The 16,567-nt window shown below is 62.6% G+C and carries 13 protein-coding genes; 2 read left to right on the top strand and 11 right to left on the bottom strand.

What is annotated here, in order from left to right; translation table 11 throughout:
* Positions 1–53: 53 nt before the first annotated feature.
* Positions 54–1,286 (top strand): peptidase T, encoded by a 1,233-nt coding sequence (pepT, locus tag FHT79_RS03965; protein WP_097543460.1) that lies wholly within the window; start codon positions 54–56, stop codon positions 1,284–1,286.
* A gap of 125 nt (positions 1,287–1,411) precedes the next feature.
* On the opposite strand, the gene FHT79_RS03960 is transcribed toward pepT, so the two are convergent.
* The 5 genes from FHT79_RS03960 to FHT79_RS03940 form a co-directional block, all read right to left on the bottom strand.
* Positions 1,412–2,254 (bottom strand): cell wall hydrolase, encoded by an 843-nt coding sequence (locus FHT79_RS03960; RefSeq protein WP_047614901.1) that lies wholly within the window; start codon positions 2,252–2,254, stop codon positions 1,412–1,414.
* Positions 2,255–2,506: 252 nt separating this feature from the next.
* Entirely contained in the window at positions 2,507–3,547 is a 1,041-nt protein-coding gene (locus FHT79_RS03955; RefSeq protein ID WP_047614902.1) for a sulfate/molybdate ABC transporter ATP-binding protein, read from the bottom strand.
* Between the two features lie 10 nt (positions 3,548–3,557).
* Positions 3,558–4,430, bottom strand: coding sequence for a sulfate ABC transporter permease subunit CysW (cysW, locus tag FHT79_RS03950; protein WP_047614903.1), 873 nt, complete (start codon positions 4,428–4,430; stop codon positions 3,558–3,560).
* Positions 4,420–5,277 (bottom strand): sulfate ABC transporter permease subunit CysT, encoded by an 858-nt coding sequence (gene cysT, locus FHT79_RS03945; RefSeq protein WP_183902981.1) that lies wholly within the window; start codon positions 5,275–5,277, stop codon positions 4,420–4,422. Before cysT ends, cysW begins: the two co-directional genes overlap by 11 nt.
* Positions 5,278–5,285: 8 nt before the next feature.
* Positions 5,286–6,311, bottom strand: coding sequence for a sulfate ABC transporter substrate-binding protein (locus tag FHT79_RS03940; RefSeq protein ID WP_047612933.1), 1,026 nt, complete (start codon positions 6,309–6,311; stop codon positions 5,286–5,288).
* A 361-nt stretch (positions 6,312–6,672) separates the two neighbouring features.
* On the opposite strand from FHT79_RS03940, the gene FHT79_RS03935 reads away from it, so the two are divergent.
* Positions 6,673–7,689, top strand: a complete 1,017-nt coding sequence (locus FHT79_RS03935; protein ID WP_028756382.1) for a porin — start codon at positions 6,673–6,675, stop codon at positions 7,687–7,689.
* 50 nt (positions 7,690–7,739) lie between these two features.
* Here FHT79_RS03935 and FHT79_RS03930 read toward each other — a convergent pair whose 3' ends face one another.
* From FHT79_RS03930 to kdpA, 6 genes are all read right to left on the bottom strand, one after another.
* Positions 7,740–8,195: a PTS sugar transporter subunit IIA gene (locus tag FHT79_RS03930; RefSeq protein WP_028756383.1), complete on the bottom strand. Its 456-nt coding sequence runs from the start codon at positions 8,193–8,195 to the stop codon at positions 7,740–7,742.
* A gap of 56 nt (positions 8,196–8,251) precedes the next feature.
* Complete coding sequence (locus FHT79_RS03925) at positions 8,252–8,944, bottom strand: response regulator transcription factor (RefSeq protein ID WP_047612934.1); 693 nt, start codon at positions 8,942–8,944, stop codon at positions 8,252–8,254.
* Complete coding sequence (locus tag FHT79_RS03920; protein ID WP_183902980.1) at positions 8,941–11,649, bottom strand: sensor histidine kinase KdpD; 2,709 nt, start codon at positions 11,647–11,649, stop codon at positions 8,941–8,943. Before FHT79_RS03920 ends, FHT79_RS03925 begins: the two co-directional genes overlap by 4 nt.
* A gap of 302 nt (positions 11,650–11,951) precedes the next feature.
* Positions 11,952–12,521 carry a potassium-transporting ATPase subunit KdpC gene (gene kdpC / locus FHT79_RS03915; protein WP_183902979.1) on the bottom strand — a complete coding sequence of 190 codons (570 nt, stop codon included), beginning with the start codon at positions 12,519–12,521 and terminating at the stop codon, positions 11,952–11,954.
* 36 nt (positions 12,522–12,557) lie between these two features.
* Entirely contained in the window at positions 12,558–14,618 is a 2,061-nt protein-coding gene (kdpB, locus tag FHT79_RS03910) for a potassium-transporting ATPase subunit KdpB (protein WP_028755698.1), read from the bottom strand.
* Positions 14,619–14,827: 209 nt separating this feature from the next.
* Complete coding sequence (gene kdpA, locus FHT79_RS03905; RefSeq protein ID WP_183902978.1) at positions 14,828–16,531, bottom strand: potassium-transporting ATPase subunit KdpA; 1,704 nt, start codon at positions 16,529–16,531, stop codon at positions 14,828–14,830.
* Between the last annotated feature and the right edge of the window lie 36 nt (positions 16,532–16,567).

Genomic DNA, 16,567 nt, shown 5'->3' with positions numbered 1-16,567 from the left:
CGCATCGCCCATGAGGGCTATATCCTTCGCGTGCTCTTGCTGGAATGGATGCTATGACCGACACTGTTCTCGACCGCTTTCTCCGCTATGTCGTCATCGACACGCAATCCGATCCTTCCTCGTCGACGCAGCCGACCACCGGCAAGCAGAAGGATCTCGGCCGGGTTCTGGTCGAGGAACTGCTGAAGATAGGTCTTGCGGACGCACATCTCGACGAACACGGCTATGTCTATGCGACCATTCCGGCCAATAGCGACAAGACGGTGCCGGTCATCTGTTTCTGCTCGCACATGGATACGGCGCCCGATTTCAGCGGCACTGGCGTCAAGCCGCAGATCGTCAGGAATTATGCCGGCGGCGATGTCGAGCTTGCCGGCGACACCAGCCGGGTGATCCGCGTCAGCGATCATCCCGAACTGAAAAACCAGATCGGCAACGACATCGTCACCACCGATGGCACGACATTGCTCGGCGCCGACGACAAGGCCGGACTGGCGGAGATCATGGCCGCCGCCCAGATCCTCGTCGACAATCCCGATATCAGGCACGGGACGATCAAGATCCTGTTCACACCAGACGAGGAAGTCGGGCGCGGCGTCAACAAGGTCGACCTGAAGAAGCTCGGCGCCGACTTCGCCTATACGATGGACGGCGAGACATCAGGCCATATCGAGGACGAGACCTTCTCGGCCGACGGCGTCGAGATCAGCATATCAGGTGTGGCGATCCATCCCGGTTTCGCCAAGGACCGCATGGAAAACGCCATCAAGATCGCCGGCGCCATCATCGACCGGCTGCCTAGGGATGTCGCGCCTGAGACCACCGAGGGAAAGCAGGGCTTCATTCATCCCACAGGTGTGACCGGCTCGATGGAGAAGGCGATGCTCAGTCTGATCATCCGCGACTTCACCGACAAGGGGCTGGTGGAAAAGGAAACCATGCTCGAAGCCATCGTCAAGGACGTGATGTCAGCCTATCCGGGCTCGACCTATCGGTTCGAGGTGAAGGAGCAGTATCGCAACATGAAGGTGGTGCTCGACCGTCACCCGGAGATCGTCGACAACGCTGTCGAGGCGGTGCGCCGGGCGGGCATGACGCCGGTGCGCGGCAGCATCCGCGGCGGCACGGATGGCTCGCGCCTTTCCTTCATGGGATTGCCGTGCCCGAACATCTTCGCCGGCGGCCATGCTTTTCACTCGCCGCTCGAATGGGTGAGCCGGCAGGACATGGAAAAGGCCGTTAAGACGATCGTGGAACTGGCGAAGGTCTGGGAAGAGCGCGCCTAAAGCTTCTTGCCTCCAGCGCATCGGCGCGAAAATCGGAATCGATTTTTGAAAGCACGATGCGAGCGGTGAAAGTGTCAGTGCGTCCTTTGTGCGTCCGAAAGGACGCACGGCGCTATGGGCAGTTCTCAAATGGCGGGTTTAGCGACATTCGCCGGCAGGCTTTCGCGCAGCATCACGCTGTCATAGGCCGGGCGGGGAATGGGGATTGCAATCGGCATTCCCGGCTCGGGCTCGATTGACGGTGCCGGCCCCGGAGAAGTCACCGGCGCCGTGATCTGCATCGACGCCGTGCTCGCCGTGGCCATGGGGTCGGGAGCTGGCAGAGGAACGGGAACGGCCGAAGGGATCAGCGCCTCGAATTGCGGCGGCAGCATGCTTTCGCCAGGCACATAATTCATTGCCACCTCGTAGGAGGGCAGCGGCGGCGGCGTTTCAAGCATGCCGTTGGAATCGCGCTTCTCGTAGAAGGCGTTGCCGCCGGCGACCGTCACATAATGCATGTTGTCGTAGGGGAATTTCAGCCCTTCGGTGTGGAAGAACATCGCATCCTTCACCGCCGGATGGCGCGCGCCCTTGATAAGGATCGCATCCGCCGCGCTGGCAAGCTCCGTTTCCGCTTGCGGCTTGACTTCGCGAGTCATCACGCCGGGCGCGAACTGCCTTTTCTGGGCCACGATACCGCAGATTGACGTGGGATAGGCGCCTGAGGTGAGCCTGTTCATGACAACGGTCCCGACAGCCATGTAGCCGTCCTCATCCGAATGCTGCGATTCGAAATACATGGCGCGCTGCAGGCACTCGCGATCCTTGGCCGTATAATTGAAGGTGACCTTTGCGGTTTGAACCTGCTTCGTCGTGGTCTTCGCCGCCGTTGCCGCCGGTTTCGATGTCGTCGTGCAGCCTGCGGCTGCCAGTCCTACGAACAAAATCCCGATCAGGGATTTTCCAAAGGAAATCTCCGCCCTCAACGCCAGGTGCCTCCTATCGGGATTAGTCCAGCCCTTTATGATTAACGCGCAAAATCTTTTACTCGTCATATGACTGAAATACAAACAACCTTAGATCACAAAAAGCCTGAAGGACTCTCGCCATGTGCGACTTCGGCGATAAGCCCCGATGCCGCCTGCTGCATAATTCCTGAAAATTAAGGAATTATGCAGCAACTCAAAAGGTTACAGCGCCGTTTGCGCGGCCTAAAAAGACGCGCGGAATAATCTCCATCAACTGCGGAACAGCTTCCAGCGGGTCGGCTTGAAGGCCACGCGATTGCGGTCGAGTCTTTCCGCCTCGCTCGGCGGCAGCTCGATCTCGATATGCGGGCGGTCGTTGCCGATATCGAGTTCGATATGGCGGGTGCCCGCCACGCGGCGGCTGGAGACCGGCTGGCCGGCGATGCAGTTTTCAGCTGATTCGCAGAGCCTGACGTCATGCGGGCGGAAGTAGAGCTGCGCCGCGCCATCCGGTTCGCCCTCGGCATTGAGGCCGAGCGAGCGGCTGTCGAAGCGGATGTCGCCGTCCGATATCTCGACCTGCAGACAGTTCGACTGGCCGATGAAGCCGAAGACGAAGGGAGAATTCGGATTGTCGTAGACCTGGTCCGGCGTGCCGACCTGTTCGATCGCCCCCTGGCTCATGACGACGACGCGGTCGGCAAGCTCCAGCGCCTCGTCCTGGTCGTGGGTGACGAAGACGGTGGTGTGTCCGGTGCGGTCGTGGATCTCGCGCAGCCACTTGCGCAAGTCCTTGCGCACCTGGGCATCGAGCGCGCCGAAGGGTTCGTCGAGCAGCAGCACGTTCGGCTCGACGGCCATGGCGCGGGCGAGCGCCACGCGCTGGCGCTGGCCGCCGGAAAGCTGCGCCGGATAACGTTTCTCAAGGCCGGAAAGCTGGACGAGTTCGAGCAGTTCCAGTGCCCGCCGGCGAATGTCGGCCTTAGGCGGCCGCCGCGCACCGCTTCTGACCTTCAAACCGAAGGAGACGTTTTCGAGCACCGTCATGTAGCGGAACAGAGCGTAATGCTGGAAGACGAAGCCGATATTGCGCTGCTGCACCGATTTCTTCGAGGCATCTTCGTCGCCGAAGAAAATCAGTCCCTCGGTCGGGCTTTCCAGGCCGGCGATCAGGCGCAGCAATGTCGTCTTGCCGGAGCCCGAAGGGCCGAGCAGTGCGATCAGCTCGCCGGAGCGGATGTCGAGCGAGACATCGTGCAGCGCCGGAAAGCGATCGAATTCCTTGCGAATGTTTTGAACGCGTACTTCCATTCCAAATCCTTCAGTGCCGCCGGCTGGCGGCGATTTCAGCGCTATAGCGCATTTCCAGCAGCGTCTTCAAAACAAGAGTCAAGAGCGCGAGCAAGGCCAAAAGCGTGGCGACGGCAAAAGCACCGGTGAAATTATACTCGTTGTAGAGAATCTCCACCTGCAGCGGCATGGTGTTCGTCTGGCCGCGGATGTGGCCCGACACCACCGAGACGGCGCCGAATTCGCCCATGGCGCGGGCGTTGCAGAGCAGCACGCCGTAGAGCAGGCCCCATTTGATATTCGGCAGCGTCACGTACCAGAAGGTCTGCCAGCCGCTGGCGCCGAGCGAAAGGGCTGCCTCCTCGTCGGCCGTTCCCTGTTCCTGCATCAGCGGGATCAGTTCGCGGGCGACGAAGGGGAAGGTGACGAACATCGTCGCGAGGATCAATCCCGGCACCGCAAACAGGATCTTGATGTCGTGCGCGCTGAACCACTGGCCGAGCCAGGTGCTGGAGCCGAACAGCAGAACGAAGACCAGACCGGATATGACGGGCGAGACCGAGAAGGGCAGGTCGATCAGCGTCGTCAGGAAGGCCTTGCCCTTGAACTCGAACTTGGCGATCGCCCAGGCGGCGGCAACCCCGAAGATGAGGTTGAGCGGCACGCTGACGCCGGCAACGATCAGCGTCAGGCGAATCGCCGAGAAGGTCTCGGTATCGGCGAGCGCCTGGAAGAAGGGGGCAGGCCCCTTGCGGAAGGCCTCGACGAAGACGGCTGCAAGCGGCAGAAGCAGGATCAGCAGCAGGAAGATCAGCGAGATGGCGATCAGGGTGAAGCGCGCGATCCTGTTTTCGGTGGTCACCGAACGCAGCTTCGCGGGTTGAACGGTCGCATCAAGCGCCATAGCCGTACCTCCGCCTGCTCCAGCTCTGGATGATGTTGATGACGAGCAGCATGGCGAACGAGATCACCAGCATGATTGCCGCAATGCCGGTCGCTGCCGCGTAATTATACTCTTCGAGTTTGATGATGATCAGCAGCGGCGCGATCTCCGATTTGAACGGCAGGTTGCCGGCGATGAAGATCACCGAGCCGTATTCGCCGACGCCGCGGGCAAAGGCGAGCGCGAAGCCGGTGAGCACGGCAGGCGCCAGCCCCGGCAGCAACACGCGGAAAATCGTCTGGAAGCGGTTGGCGCCGAGCGTTGCTGCGGCTTCCTCCACTTCCTTGTCGATTTCCTCCATGACCGGCTGCACGGTGCGCACCACGAAGGGCAGGCCGACGAAGATCAGCGCCACGACGATGCCGGCCGGCGTAAAGGCGATCTTGATACCGAGCGGCGTCAGAAACTGGCCGACCCAGCCATTCGGCGCATAGAGCGCCGCCAATGCGATGCCGGCGACGGCGGTCGGCAGCGCGAAGGGCAGGTCGACCATGGCATCGATGACGCGCTTGCCGGGGAAACGGTAGCGCACGAGCACCCAGGCAAGGATGATGCCAAAGATGGCGTTGATGGTCGCGGCGATGAAGGCGCTGCCGAAGCTGATGCGCAGCGCGTTCAATATGCGCTGATCGAACGCGATCGACCAGAATTGCTCCCAGCCGAGGGCGCTCGACCGGACGGCAAGGCCCGAGAGCGGGATGAGGATCAGAAGGGTGAGCCAGGTCAAGGTAAGGCCGAGCGCCATTCCGAAACCCGGAATGACGCTCGGCCGCTTGAACCGCCACCGCGTGGGGCTATGTGCTTTCATGAAGTCTATTATTGGGCCGGCTTGTAGATTTGGTCAAATACGCCGCCGTCGCCGAAGAATTTCGGCTGTGCGTCCTTCCAGCCGCCGAAGTCGTCGATGGTCGCCAGCGTCAGCTTCGGGAAGCGGGCGATGTCGGCCGGATCGGCGGCTTCAGGCTTGATCGGCCGGTAGAAGTGCTTGGCAGCGATCTTCTGGCCTTCGTCCGAATAGAGGTAGTTGAGATAGGCTTCGGCGACCTTGCGCGTGCCCTTCTTGTCGACATTGCCGTCGACGACGGCGACCGGCGGGTCGGCGCGGATGGAGAAGGCCGGCGTTACGATCTCGAACTGGTCGGGACCGAGCTCTTCAAGCGAAAGATAGGCTTCGTTTTCCCAGGCGAGCAGCACGTCGCCGAGGCCGCGCTGGACGAAGGTGGTCGTCGCGCCGCGGGCGCCGGTATCGAGAACCGGAACGTGCTGTAGCAGTTTCGTCACATATTCCTGCGCCTTGGCGTCGTCGCCGCCATTCGCCTGCTTGGCCCATGCCCAGGCGGCCAGGAAGTTCCAGCGGGCGCCGCCCGAGGTCTTCGGGTTCGGGGTGATGACCTGCACGTCGTCCTTGATCAGGTCGCCCCAATCCTTGATGCCCTTCGGGTTGCCCTTGCGGACCAGGAAGACGATCGTCGACGTATAGGGCGTTGAATTGTTGGGCAGTTTGGACTTCCAGTCGGCCGGGATCTTGCCGGTCTTCTTGGCGATGGCGTCGATATCGCCTTCGAGGGCCAGGGTGACCACGTCTGCGTCGAGGCCGTCGATGACGGAGCGGGCCTGCGCGCCGGAGCCGCCATGCGATGCCTGGATCGTCACGGTTTCACCGGTGTCCTTCTGCCACTTGGCGGCAAAGGCGGCGTTGAAATCCTTATACAATTCGCGGGTCGGATCGTAGGAAACGTTAAGAAGCGTCTGATCCGCGAATGCAGGAGCGATGCTCCCGATTGCGAAGCTGCCTGCCATGACCGCGGCTGCGATGAGCCGGGTGAGCCGTTGTGTCTGCATTGGGGAACCCTCCGTGTTTGTGCCTAAACACTATCAAGTCAGTCGTATAATGAAACGAAGGTTCTTCCGGTTCCGGCACTGCCGTTAGAATGTCATTCCATTTAAGGGGCAATTTGGAAATGGACGTGCCGAAGTTGGCCGCGGCCAATGGGGTCAGCTACGGCCGTGCGGCAGGACCGTGTTTTTTTCGCCACAGTTCCTCCACGAAAACGACATGGTCCGGCAGATTTTTGCCTGGATTTTGCCGCGATGACACTTGCGGATTCCTATATGGCCTCCGTGCGGTCGTATTCACCGGCCGCTACGCGGGGGCAACCCTTGAAGTGCGCCTCGCATTCCAAACCTGTTAGGGCCATTCAAAATGAATATCAGAACTATGCTTTTTGCCTCCGTTGCCGCCCTTGCCGCGGCCTCCGGAGCCCGCGCAGCCGACGCCATCGTGGCGGCGGAACCCGAGCCCGTGGAATATGTTCGCGTTTGCGACGCCTACGGGACCGGCTATTTTTATATTCCGGGGACGGAAACATGCCTTTCGATCGGCGGTTACATCCGTACCGAAGTGCGTTTCGGTGACGACATAGCCGGCGATTCCGACGTAAACTTCTGGACTCGCGGTCAGGTCACCTTCCAGGCCAAGAACGACACCGAGTACGGTACGCTCACCGGCGTCATCACCCTGCGTTACAATGTCGACAATGCCTCCGACCAGGAAGCCTTGCTTGACGAAGGCTATCTCGACATCGCCGGCTTCCGCGTCGGTAAGCTGTACAGCTGGTGGGATGACGACATGAGCGGCGAGACCGATACGCTCGCCAGCAACGAGACGACCCATAACTCGATCCGTTATCAGTATGAGTCCGGCGCTTTCGCGGCCGGCATTTCGGTCGACGAGCTGGAAGACGACTACGCCACCAAGCCGGGCGAAGGCCCGAACAACTTCGGTGTCGCAGGCCAGGTCTCCTACAAGGCCGGCGCCATCAGCGCCTACCTGCTTGCCGGTTATGACACCGACACCAGCGAAGTCGCTGTCCGCGGCATCGTCTATGCCGATATCGGCCCTGGCACGCTCGGCATTGCCGGCGTATGGGCGAGCGGCGCCAACTACTACTACGAAGAGTCCGAATGGACGATCGCAGCAGAATACGCCCTGAAGATCAACGACAAGTGGTCGGTCACCCCCGGCTTCCAGTACTTCGAAAACATCGCTCTCGAAGCTGACGGCAATGGCTTCACCGGCGGCAGCGCCTACACCACAGGTGTCACGATCGACTATCAGATCGTCGAAGACCTGCGTTCGAAGCTCAGCGTGCAATATCACGATGAGGACGAAGGCGACGACGAAGTGTTCGGCTTCCTGCGCTTCCAGCGCGATTTCTAAGATCGTCTGATTGCAGACAAATGGGGCGCGGCCCGAAGGTCGCGCCTTTTTCACACCCGGGAATCGGCGATGAAATCGGAATAGAATTCGTCGACCGTTCTTGCCTTGCGCATGGCGGCAAGCACGCCGTCCGATTGCAGCCGCCTGGCGATGGCGGACAGCACGTTCAGATATTCGCCGCGATTGTTTTCCCCGAAGAGCAGCACGACGGCGATGTCCGTCGCAATATCGTCGATCGCTTCGAAATCCAGCGGCTGGGCGAAGCGGAGGAGAAGGCCGCGCGGGCTGGTCATGCCGTCGATTGCCGCATGGGGAATGGCGATGCCGTTGCCGATGCCGGTGGAGCCGAGCTTTTCACGCGCTTCGAGCGCCTTCAGGATGGTCTGGCCGTCGACGGAAAAAGCCTTGGCCGCCTTGTCCGCAATGGTCTGCAGCGCGCGCCATTTGGTCGGCGCCGACACGCCGATGAAGGTGTGTTCCGGCCGGATGATGTTGGGAAGATTCATGTCATTCTCAATGCTGTTCGGCTCAATACTGTTCGGGCAGCGGGAGGCAGGGGAGGTCAATCCGGTTCCCTGAGCCGGTAGCCGACGCCGGTCTCGGTGGTGATATAGTGCGGCTGGTCGGGAATCTGCTCGACCTTTTGCCGCAGCTGCCGGACGTAGACGCGCAGATACTGCACATCCGCCGCCGGCCCCCATACCTGCTTCAGAAGAAACTGGTGTGTCAGCACCTTGCCGGCGTGCTGGGCGAGCACGCGCAGGATGTCGTATTCCTTCGGCGACAATTTTATTTCGTTGCCGTCGACCTTGACGATGCGCTTGACGAGATCGATCGACAGGCCGCCGGTCTGGAAGATCGCCTTTTCGCCCTGCTGCTGCAGGCGATGGCGCAACGCCACGCGGATGCGGGCGCCGAGCTCGTTGATGCCGAAGGGCTTGGTGACGTAATCGTCGGCGCCGCTTTCCAGCGCCTTGACGATGCCGGCCTCGTCGGTGCGGCTGGACAGGATCACGACGGGCATGGAAAGCCCTTCGTCGCGCCAGTCCTGTAAGAGGTCGTGGCCTGATTTGTCGGGCAGGCCGAGGTCGAGCACGATAAGGTCGGGCATGTCGTCGGCGACCGACTGCCGGGCGGCGCTGGCGTTCGGGGCTTCGTGCACCTCGTAACCCTGCGCGGTCAGGCCGACGCGGAGCAGCTTGCGGATCGGAGGCTCGTCGTCGACGACGAGGATTTTGACGGCTGAACCGGTCATCTGAGTTCGTCCAGTTTCGGAATGTCGTTGGGTTTCGGCAGGCGGATGGTGAAGACGGCGCCCGGACGGCCCGTCCGGTTGCCGGCGGTGATCGTGCCGCCCATCGCCTCGATGAAGCCGCGGCAGATGGAAAGGCCAAGCCCGGTGCCGGCGCGCACCTGATCGCCCTTGCGCACGCGGTAGAAGGTATCGAAGACTCGGGTGAGATCGGCCGGCGGGATGCCCGGGCCCTCGTCCGAAACCTGGATGACGACGTTGTCGGCATCGGCCCAGCCCTCGATATGGATCACCGATCCCTCGGGCGCGTATTTCGCGGCATTGTCGAGCAGGTTGAAGATCACCTGCTCGAACAGGACGGGATCGACGCGCACCATCGGGAGGTTGGCGGGAATGCTCATCTCGGTCTTGTGGCCGTCGAGGATCTTGGCGGCACGGCGCAGCGCGCTGCCGATGATATCGCCGGCATAATGCAGCGCATGGTTCGGCTCCATCGCGCCGGATTCGATCTTGGTCATGTCGAGCAGGTTGGCGATGAAGCGGTTGAGGCGCTCGGATTCGTCGACGACGGTCGACAGCAGGTCGCTGCGGTCCTCCACCGGCATCGAGTCGAAATAGTCGCGCAGCGTGCCGGCGGCGCCGAGGATGGCGGCAAGCGGTGTCTTCAGATCGTGCGAGATCGAGGTCAGCAGAGCCGAGCGCAGCCGGTCGGCTTCGGCCGCAAGTCTTGCCCGGTCGACATCGGCGACGAGCTGGACGCGTTCGATGGCAAGGGCTGCCTGGTCGGCCAGCGCATCGAGCAGCCGCTGCTGCTCCGGCGTCAGCAGCGGACCGTCGCGGCGGTCGCTGTCGAGGCCGATGACGCCGACGGCGGCGCGCCCGGTTCGGAGCGGCACGTAGAGGCGTTTGGCGCCGGGCAGGGTATCGGCGCCGCGGCCGGCAGCGTGATTGTGCTCCCAGGCCCAGCGGGCGGCGGCGATGTCGGCATCGTCGAGCGTGTCGTCGGGCGGATAACCGGCCTTGACGGCGATCGTGCCGTCTTCCGGCAGCAGCAGCACGACGCGGACCTTCAGCATCGAGGCAAGCTGGAAGGCGGTCGCCCAGAGCACATCGTCGAGCGTGCCGGTGCCGGCGAGTTTCTTGGAGAAGAGATAGAGATCCTCCGTCGTGCGCGCCCGCTGGCGCGCGGACGCCGCCTGGCGCTGCACGGTGGCGGTCAGATTGCTGGCGATGATGGCGACGCCCAGGAAGAAGAACAGGGCCAGCACGCTTTCCGGATCACTGATCGTCAGCGTGTAGCGCGGCGGCAGAAAGAAGAAGTTGAAGGATAGAGCGCTGAGGATGCAGCTGTAAAGCGCCGGCCGCAGTCCATGGAGGACGGCGGAGGTCAGCACCGCCATCAGGAAGACGAGGGCGAGGTTGCGCACGTCGAGCACCTGGTCGAGCACGACGCTGACGCCGAGCGCGATGGCGACATAACCGGTCGCCAGCAGGTAGGCCTTGAAATCCAGTTCCGGCGCCGTGGCGGCCGCCCTGACGCCGCGCGCGGTGGTGCCGTCCTTCTCATTGCCTGAAATGACATGGACGCTGATCTCGCCGGTCTTGCGGATCAGTTCGTCGGTGATCGAGTGATGCCACCAGTCGCGCCATGTCGGCTTCTTCGGGGCGCCGATGACGATATGGGTGACGTTGTTGGCGGTGGCGTGGCGGACGAGTTCTTCGGCCACCTCGCGGCCGGGAAGGGTGATCGCTTCACCGCCGAGCTGCTCGGCAAGACGCAGCGTGGATGCAACGGTATCGCGCTCGGCCTCGGTGAGATTGATCGAGCGGTTGGTCTCGATATAGACGGCGGCCCAGGGCGCGCGCAGCCGCGAGGCCATGCGGGCGGCGTAGCGCACCAGCGAGGCGGAGCGCGGATGGTGGTCGATCGAGACGAGAACGCGTTCGCCCGCCGCCCAGGGGCCCGATATGGCATGGGCCTGCATGTGCGTGAGCAACTGGTCGTCGACACGCTGGGCGGTCTTGCGCAGCGCCAGTTCCCTGAGCGCCGTCAGATTGCCGGGCGTGAAATAATTGGTCAGCGCCCGCTCGGCGGTGCGTGGCACATAAACCTTGCCGTCCTGCAGGCGCTTGATCAGATCATCCGGCGTCAGGTCAATGATCTCGACGTCGTCGGCAAGGTCGATGATCGAGTCCGGCACCGTCTCGCGCACGCGGATGCGGGTGATCTGTGAGACGACGTCGTTCAGGCTCTCGACATGCTGGATGTTCAGCGTCGTATAGACGTCGATGCCGCGATCGAGCAATTCCTTGACGTCGAGGTAACGCTTCGGATGGCGGCTGCCCTCTGCATTGGTATGGGCGAGTTCGTCGACCAGCACGAGATCAGGCCGGCGGGCGAGGATACCGTCGAGATCCATTTCCTCGAGCGGCCGGCCCTTGTAGCTGATTTCGACGCGGGGAATGATCTCGAAACCGGCGACGAGCGCTTCGGTCTCCTTGCGACCGTGGGTCTCGACGACGCCGATGACGACATCGAGACCGTCGGCGATCTTGGCCCGGCCGGAGATCAGCATCTCGTAAGTCTTGCCGACGCCGGGCGCGGCACCCAGAAAAATCTTCAGACGGCCACGCGACTCCGCCCTGGCTTTTTCGAGAAGCGCATCGGGCGAGGGCCTGCCGGCCTGGTCGCGATTGTCGTCTAGCATGTAGTTCGGTCTTTCTGCAGATGGCCACCGAGAATGCGTTACGTCTACGTATCCCTCGTCAACTCAGTTTAGCCGAGGTGCCGGCATGGTTTGGCTCAGCTGGCGGATGGCATTCCTGACACAAATGTCTGCGCCGTAAGTGGTGCGTTACGCCCGCCCCATCCTCCGTCATGCTCGGTCTTGAGCCGAGCATCCACAGCCGCATCCACCGTTAGCTGCGGCATGGATCCTCGGGTCGAGCCCGAGGATGACGGAGGATGGGGTTGGCCTTGTTGCCAAACCGGCACTGAACCTGCCAACCCTCACTCAGTCATAGAAGCATCAAGGCTCTGGTTCAACGCCAGAACATTGACAGTGGGTTCGCCGAGAAGGCCGAGCTCGCGGCCTTGAACGGCGCCATCGATCAACGCCTTGACCCTGGCCTCATCCAGGCTTCGCGCTTTGGCGACGCGCGGCACCTGGAAATAGGCGGCCTCCGGCGAAATATGGGGATCGAGGCCGCTGCCCGAAGCGGTGACGAGGTCGGCCGGTACCGCCGCGCTCGGGTTTGCCGCCTTGGCGGCCTCATAATCGCTCTTGACGCGGTCGATCAGCTTCTGGCTGGTCGGGCCGAGGTTCGAGCCGCTGGAGGCGGCGGCATTGTAGCCGTCGCCGGCGGCCGACGGGCGACCGTGGAAATACTTGTCGCTGGTGAAGGCCTGGCCGATCAGCGTCGAGCCGATCACCTGGCCGTTCTTCTCGACCAGGCTGCCGTTTGCCTGGGTTGGGAAGAGGGCCTGGGCGGCGCCGGTCATGGCGAGCGGATAGAGAAGGCCTGTTATGGCGGTGGTGGCGACAATCATGACGACCGCCGGACGAAGTTCTTTCAACATTGTTCTGACTCCTTGGAGTGTTTCAGGCCAATTTTGTTAGGCCAGGCCGAGGGCTGCGACGGCCATGTCGATCGCCTTGATGCCGATGAAGGGGACGATGATGCCGCCGAGGCCGTAGATCAGCAGGTTGCGCGACAGCAGCGCGCCGGCGCCGATCGGACGGTAGCGAACACCCTTCAGCGACAGCGGGATCAAGGCAATGATGATCAGCGCATTGAAGATGATCGCCGAGAGGATGGCGCTTTGCGGCGTCGAAAGTCCCATGACGTTCAGGATGCCGAGCTGCGGGTAGAAGGTCAGGAACATCGCCGGGATGATGGCGAAGTACTTGGCGATGTCGTTGGCGATCGAAAACGTCGTCAGCGCGCCGCGCGTCATCAGCAGCTGTTTGCCGATCTCGACGATCTCGATGAGCTTCGTCGGGTCCGAGTCGAGATCGACCATGTTGCCGGCCTCGCGGGCGGCAACCGTGCCGGTGTTCATGGCGACGCCGACGTCGGCCTGGGCAAGGGCCGGCGCATCGTTGGTGCCGTCGCCGCACATGGCGACGAGCTTGCCCTTCGACTGTTCCTCGCGCATCAGCGCCAGCTTCATCTCGGGCGTTGCCTGGGCAAGGAAGTCGTCGACACCGGCTTCGGCGGCGATGGCGGCTGCCGTCAGCGGGTTGTCGCCGGTGATCATCACGGTGCGGATGCCCATGCGGCGGAGTTCCGTGAAGCGCTCGCGGATGCCGCCCTTGACGATATCCTTCAGCTGGATGACGCCGAGCAGCCGGCCGTCGCGGGCGACTGCCAGCGGCGTGCCGCCTGATTTGGCGACCTCGTCTGATATCGATTGCAATTCGCGCATGACTTCGCTGCCGTTCTTCGAAGGTGCGTCGCCGTTGACATAGGCGAGCAGGGCATCGACGGCGCCCTTGCGGATCGAAGAGCCTTCGAGATCGACGCCGCTCATCCTGGTCTGGGCGGTGAAGGGTACGAAGGTGGCCTTCAGGCTTGCCATGTCGCGGCCGCGGATCGCGTATTTTTCCTTGGCGAGCACGACGATGGAGCGGCCTTCCGGCGTTTCGTCGGCAAGCGAGGCGAGCTGGGCGGCATCGGCGAGATCCTGTTCGGAAACGCCGCGAACCGGGCGGAAGGTCGTCGCCTGGCGATTGCCGAGCGTGATCGTGCCGGTCTTGTCGAGCAGCAGCGTGTCGACGTCGCCGGCGGCTTCGACGGCACGGCCAGACATGGCGAGCACGTTGAAACGGACGAGGCGGTCCATGCCGGCGATGCCGATCGCCGACAACAGTGCGCCGATCGTCGTCGGGATCAGCGTCACGAAGAGGGCGACCAGCACGATGATCGGGATCGAGCCGCCGGCATAGATGGCAAAGCTCGGGATCGTCGCCGTCGCAAGCACGAAGATCAGCGTCATGCCGGCGAGCAGGATGTTGAGCGCGATCTCGTTCGGGGTCTTCTGACGCTCGGCACCTTCGACCAGGGCGATCATCCGGTCGAGGAAGGTCGAACCGGCCGCGGCGGTGATGCGCACGCGGATCCAATCGGACAGCACCTGCGTACCGCCTGTGACCGCCGAGCGATCGCCGCCCGATTCGCGAATAACCGGGGCGGATTCGCCTGTTATCGCCGCTTCGTTGACGGAGGCCACGCCTTCGATAACCTCGCCGTCCGACGGGATGATGTCGCCGGCCTCGACGAGCACGACGTCGCCGACCTTGAGGCTGGTGCCCGGCACCATGCGGTAGCCGCTGCCATTATTGGCGGTCAGCAGCTTGGCCTGGGTTTCGGTGCGCGCCTTGCGCAGCGAATCCGCCTGCGCCTTGCCGCGGCCTTCGGCGACGGCTTCGGCGAAATTGGCAAACAGCACGGTGAACCAGAGCCAGAGATTGATCTGGAACGAGAAGCCGAGATTGCCGTTGCCGGCCACAAGATCGCGCAGGAAAAGCACGGTGGTCAGCACCGAAACCGTGGCGACGACAAACATGACCGGATTTCTGGCAAGCGCCCGGGGGTTGAGCTTTTTGAAAGCGGCGCTCACCGCCGGAATGAGGATGCGAGAATCCATGATGCTCGCGGATTTTGCCTGGCTCATAAGAGACTCCAGCTTTGAAACGAGGATGGCGAACCGGAAGCCGGTCAGCCCTGTAGGATTTTGAAGATGGCGGCGATGACGAGGAGGCCTGCCATCATCACCAGGATGATGTCGGAGGCCTGGGGCCCCGGGCCATTCCCACGTCCCGGCGCACCGGGACGTGGGTGGAAGGCATTGCGAAGCCTGTGACGGAGGATCATGGCATCACCTCAGAAGGTCTGACCGGCGATCATGACCAGGTGCTCGACGATGGGGCCAAGGGCCAAGGCCGGGAAGAAGGTCAGGCCGCCGACGATCAGGATCGTGCCGACGAGCAGGCCGACAAAGAGCGGACCATCCGTGGGGAAGGTGCCCGCCGAGGCCGGAACCGACTTCTTGGCGATCAGCGAACCGGCAATGGCAAGAGCCGGGATGATGACCAGGAAGCGGCCCATCAGCATGCCGAGGCCAAGGGTGATGTTGTACCAGGGCGTATTGCCGGTCAGGCCGCCGAAAGCCGAGCCGTTGTTGGCCGCAGCCGACGTATAGGCATAGAGGATTTCGGAGAAGCCGTGCGGACCGGAAGTCCCGACCGATGCCACTGCGCTCGGAAGGACGCTTGCGATCGCGGTGAAGACCAGCATGGCGAGCGGCAGGCAGAGGATGGCGAGAACGGCCATCTTCATTTCCTTCGCCTCGATCTTCTTGCCGAGATATTCCGGGGTGCGGCCGACCATCAGGCCGGCGACGAAGACGGCGACGATGATGAAGAGCAGAATGCCGTAAAAACCGGCACCGACGCCGCCGACAATGACTTCGCCGAGCTGCATGTTGATCAGCGGGATGAGGCCGCCAAGGGCGGTGAAGCTGCCGTGCATGGCGTTGACCGCGCCGCAGGAGGCGGCCGTTGTGATGACCGCAAACAGCGAGGATAGGGCGATGCCGAAGCGGACTTCCTTGCCTTCCATATTGCCGCCGCCAAGGCCAAAGGCATGCATCAGCGGATTGCCGGCGGCTTCCGCCCAATAGGTGACGATGACGCCGGCGACGAACAGGACGCCCATCGTGGCGAGGATCGCCCAGCCCTGGCGCTGATTGCCGACCATGCGGCCGAAGACGTTGGTCAAAGCCGCGCCGATCGCGAAGATCGACACCATCTGGATGAGGTTGGAGATCGCATCGGGGTTTTCGAACGGATGGGCCGAATTGGCGTTGAAGAAGCCGCCGCCATTGGTGCCGAGCATCTTGATGGCAAGCTGCGAGGCGACGGGGCCGACGGCGATCGTCTGCTGCGCGCCCTCAAGCGTCGTCGCATTGACGTAGGGGCCAAGCGTCTGCGGCACGCCGAGATAGACATAGACCAGCGTCAGCACGATGCAGATCGGCAACAGCACATAGAAGGTGGCCCTCGTCATATCGACCCAGAAATTGCCGATGGCCTTGCCCGAGGCGCGCGAGAAGGCGCGGATGAAGGCAAGGGCGATGGCAATGCCGGTCGCCGCGGAGACGAAGTTCTGGACGGTGAAGCCGGCCATCTGCGTCAGATAGGACATGGTGCTTTCGCCGCCGTAATTCTGCCAGTTGGTGTTGCTGACGAAGCTGACGGCGGTGTTGAAGGAAAGCTCCGGCGGGACGGCTGCCATGCCGGCCGGATTATAGGGAAGGCCGGCTTGCAGGCGTTGCAGCGCGTAAAGCACGATGACGCCCAGAAGGTTGAACATCAGCATGGCGAAGGCATAGGAGGTCCAATGCTGCTCCTCGCCTTCGCGAGTGCCGGCAATGCGGTAAAGTCCCCGTTCGATCGGAACGAGCACGGGTGAGAGGAGGGTGCGCTCGCCGTTGAAGACACGCGTCATATAGCCGCCGAGCGGTTTGACGAGCACAAGAACGATCCCGCAGTAAAGCAGGATCTGAAGCCATCCGTTGAGGTTCATGGGGTAAACTTTCAATACCCGGCTGCATCTGAGGGC

This window comes from Rhizobium sp. BK212 (genome assembly GCF_014197475.1).
Taxonomy (GTDB): Bacteria; Pseudomonadota; Alphaproteobacteria; order Rhizobiales; family Rhizobiaceae; genus Rhizobium; species Rhizobium anhuiense.
The sequence above is the reverse complement of the archived record's forward strand: the minus strand, read 5'-3'. Positions and strand labels throughout refer to the sequence as shown.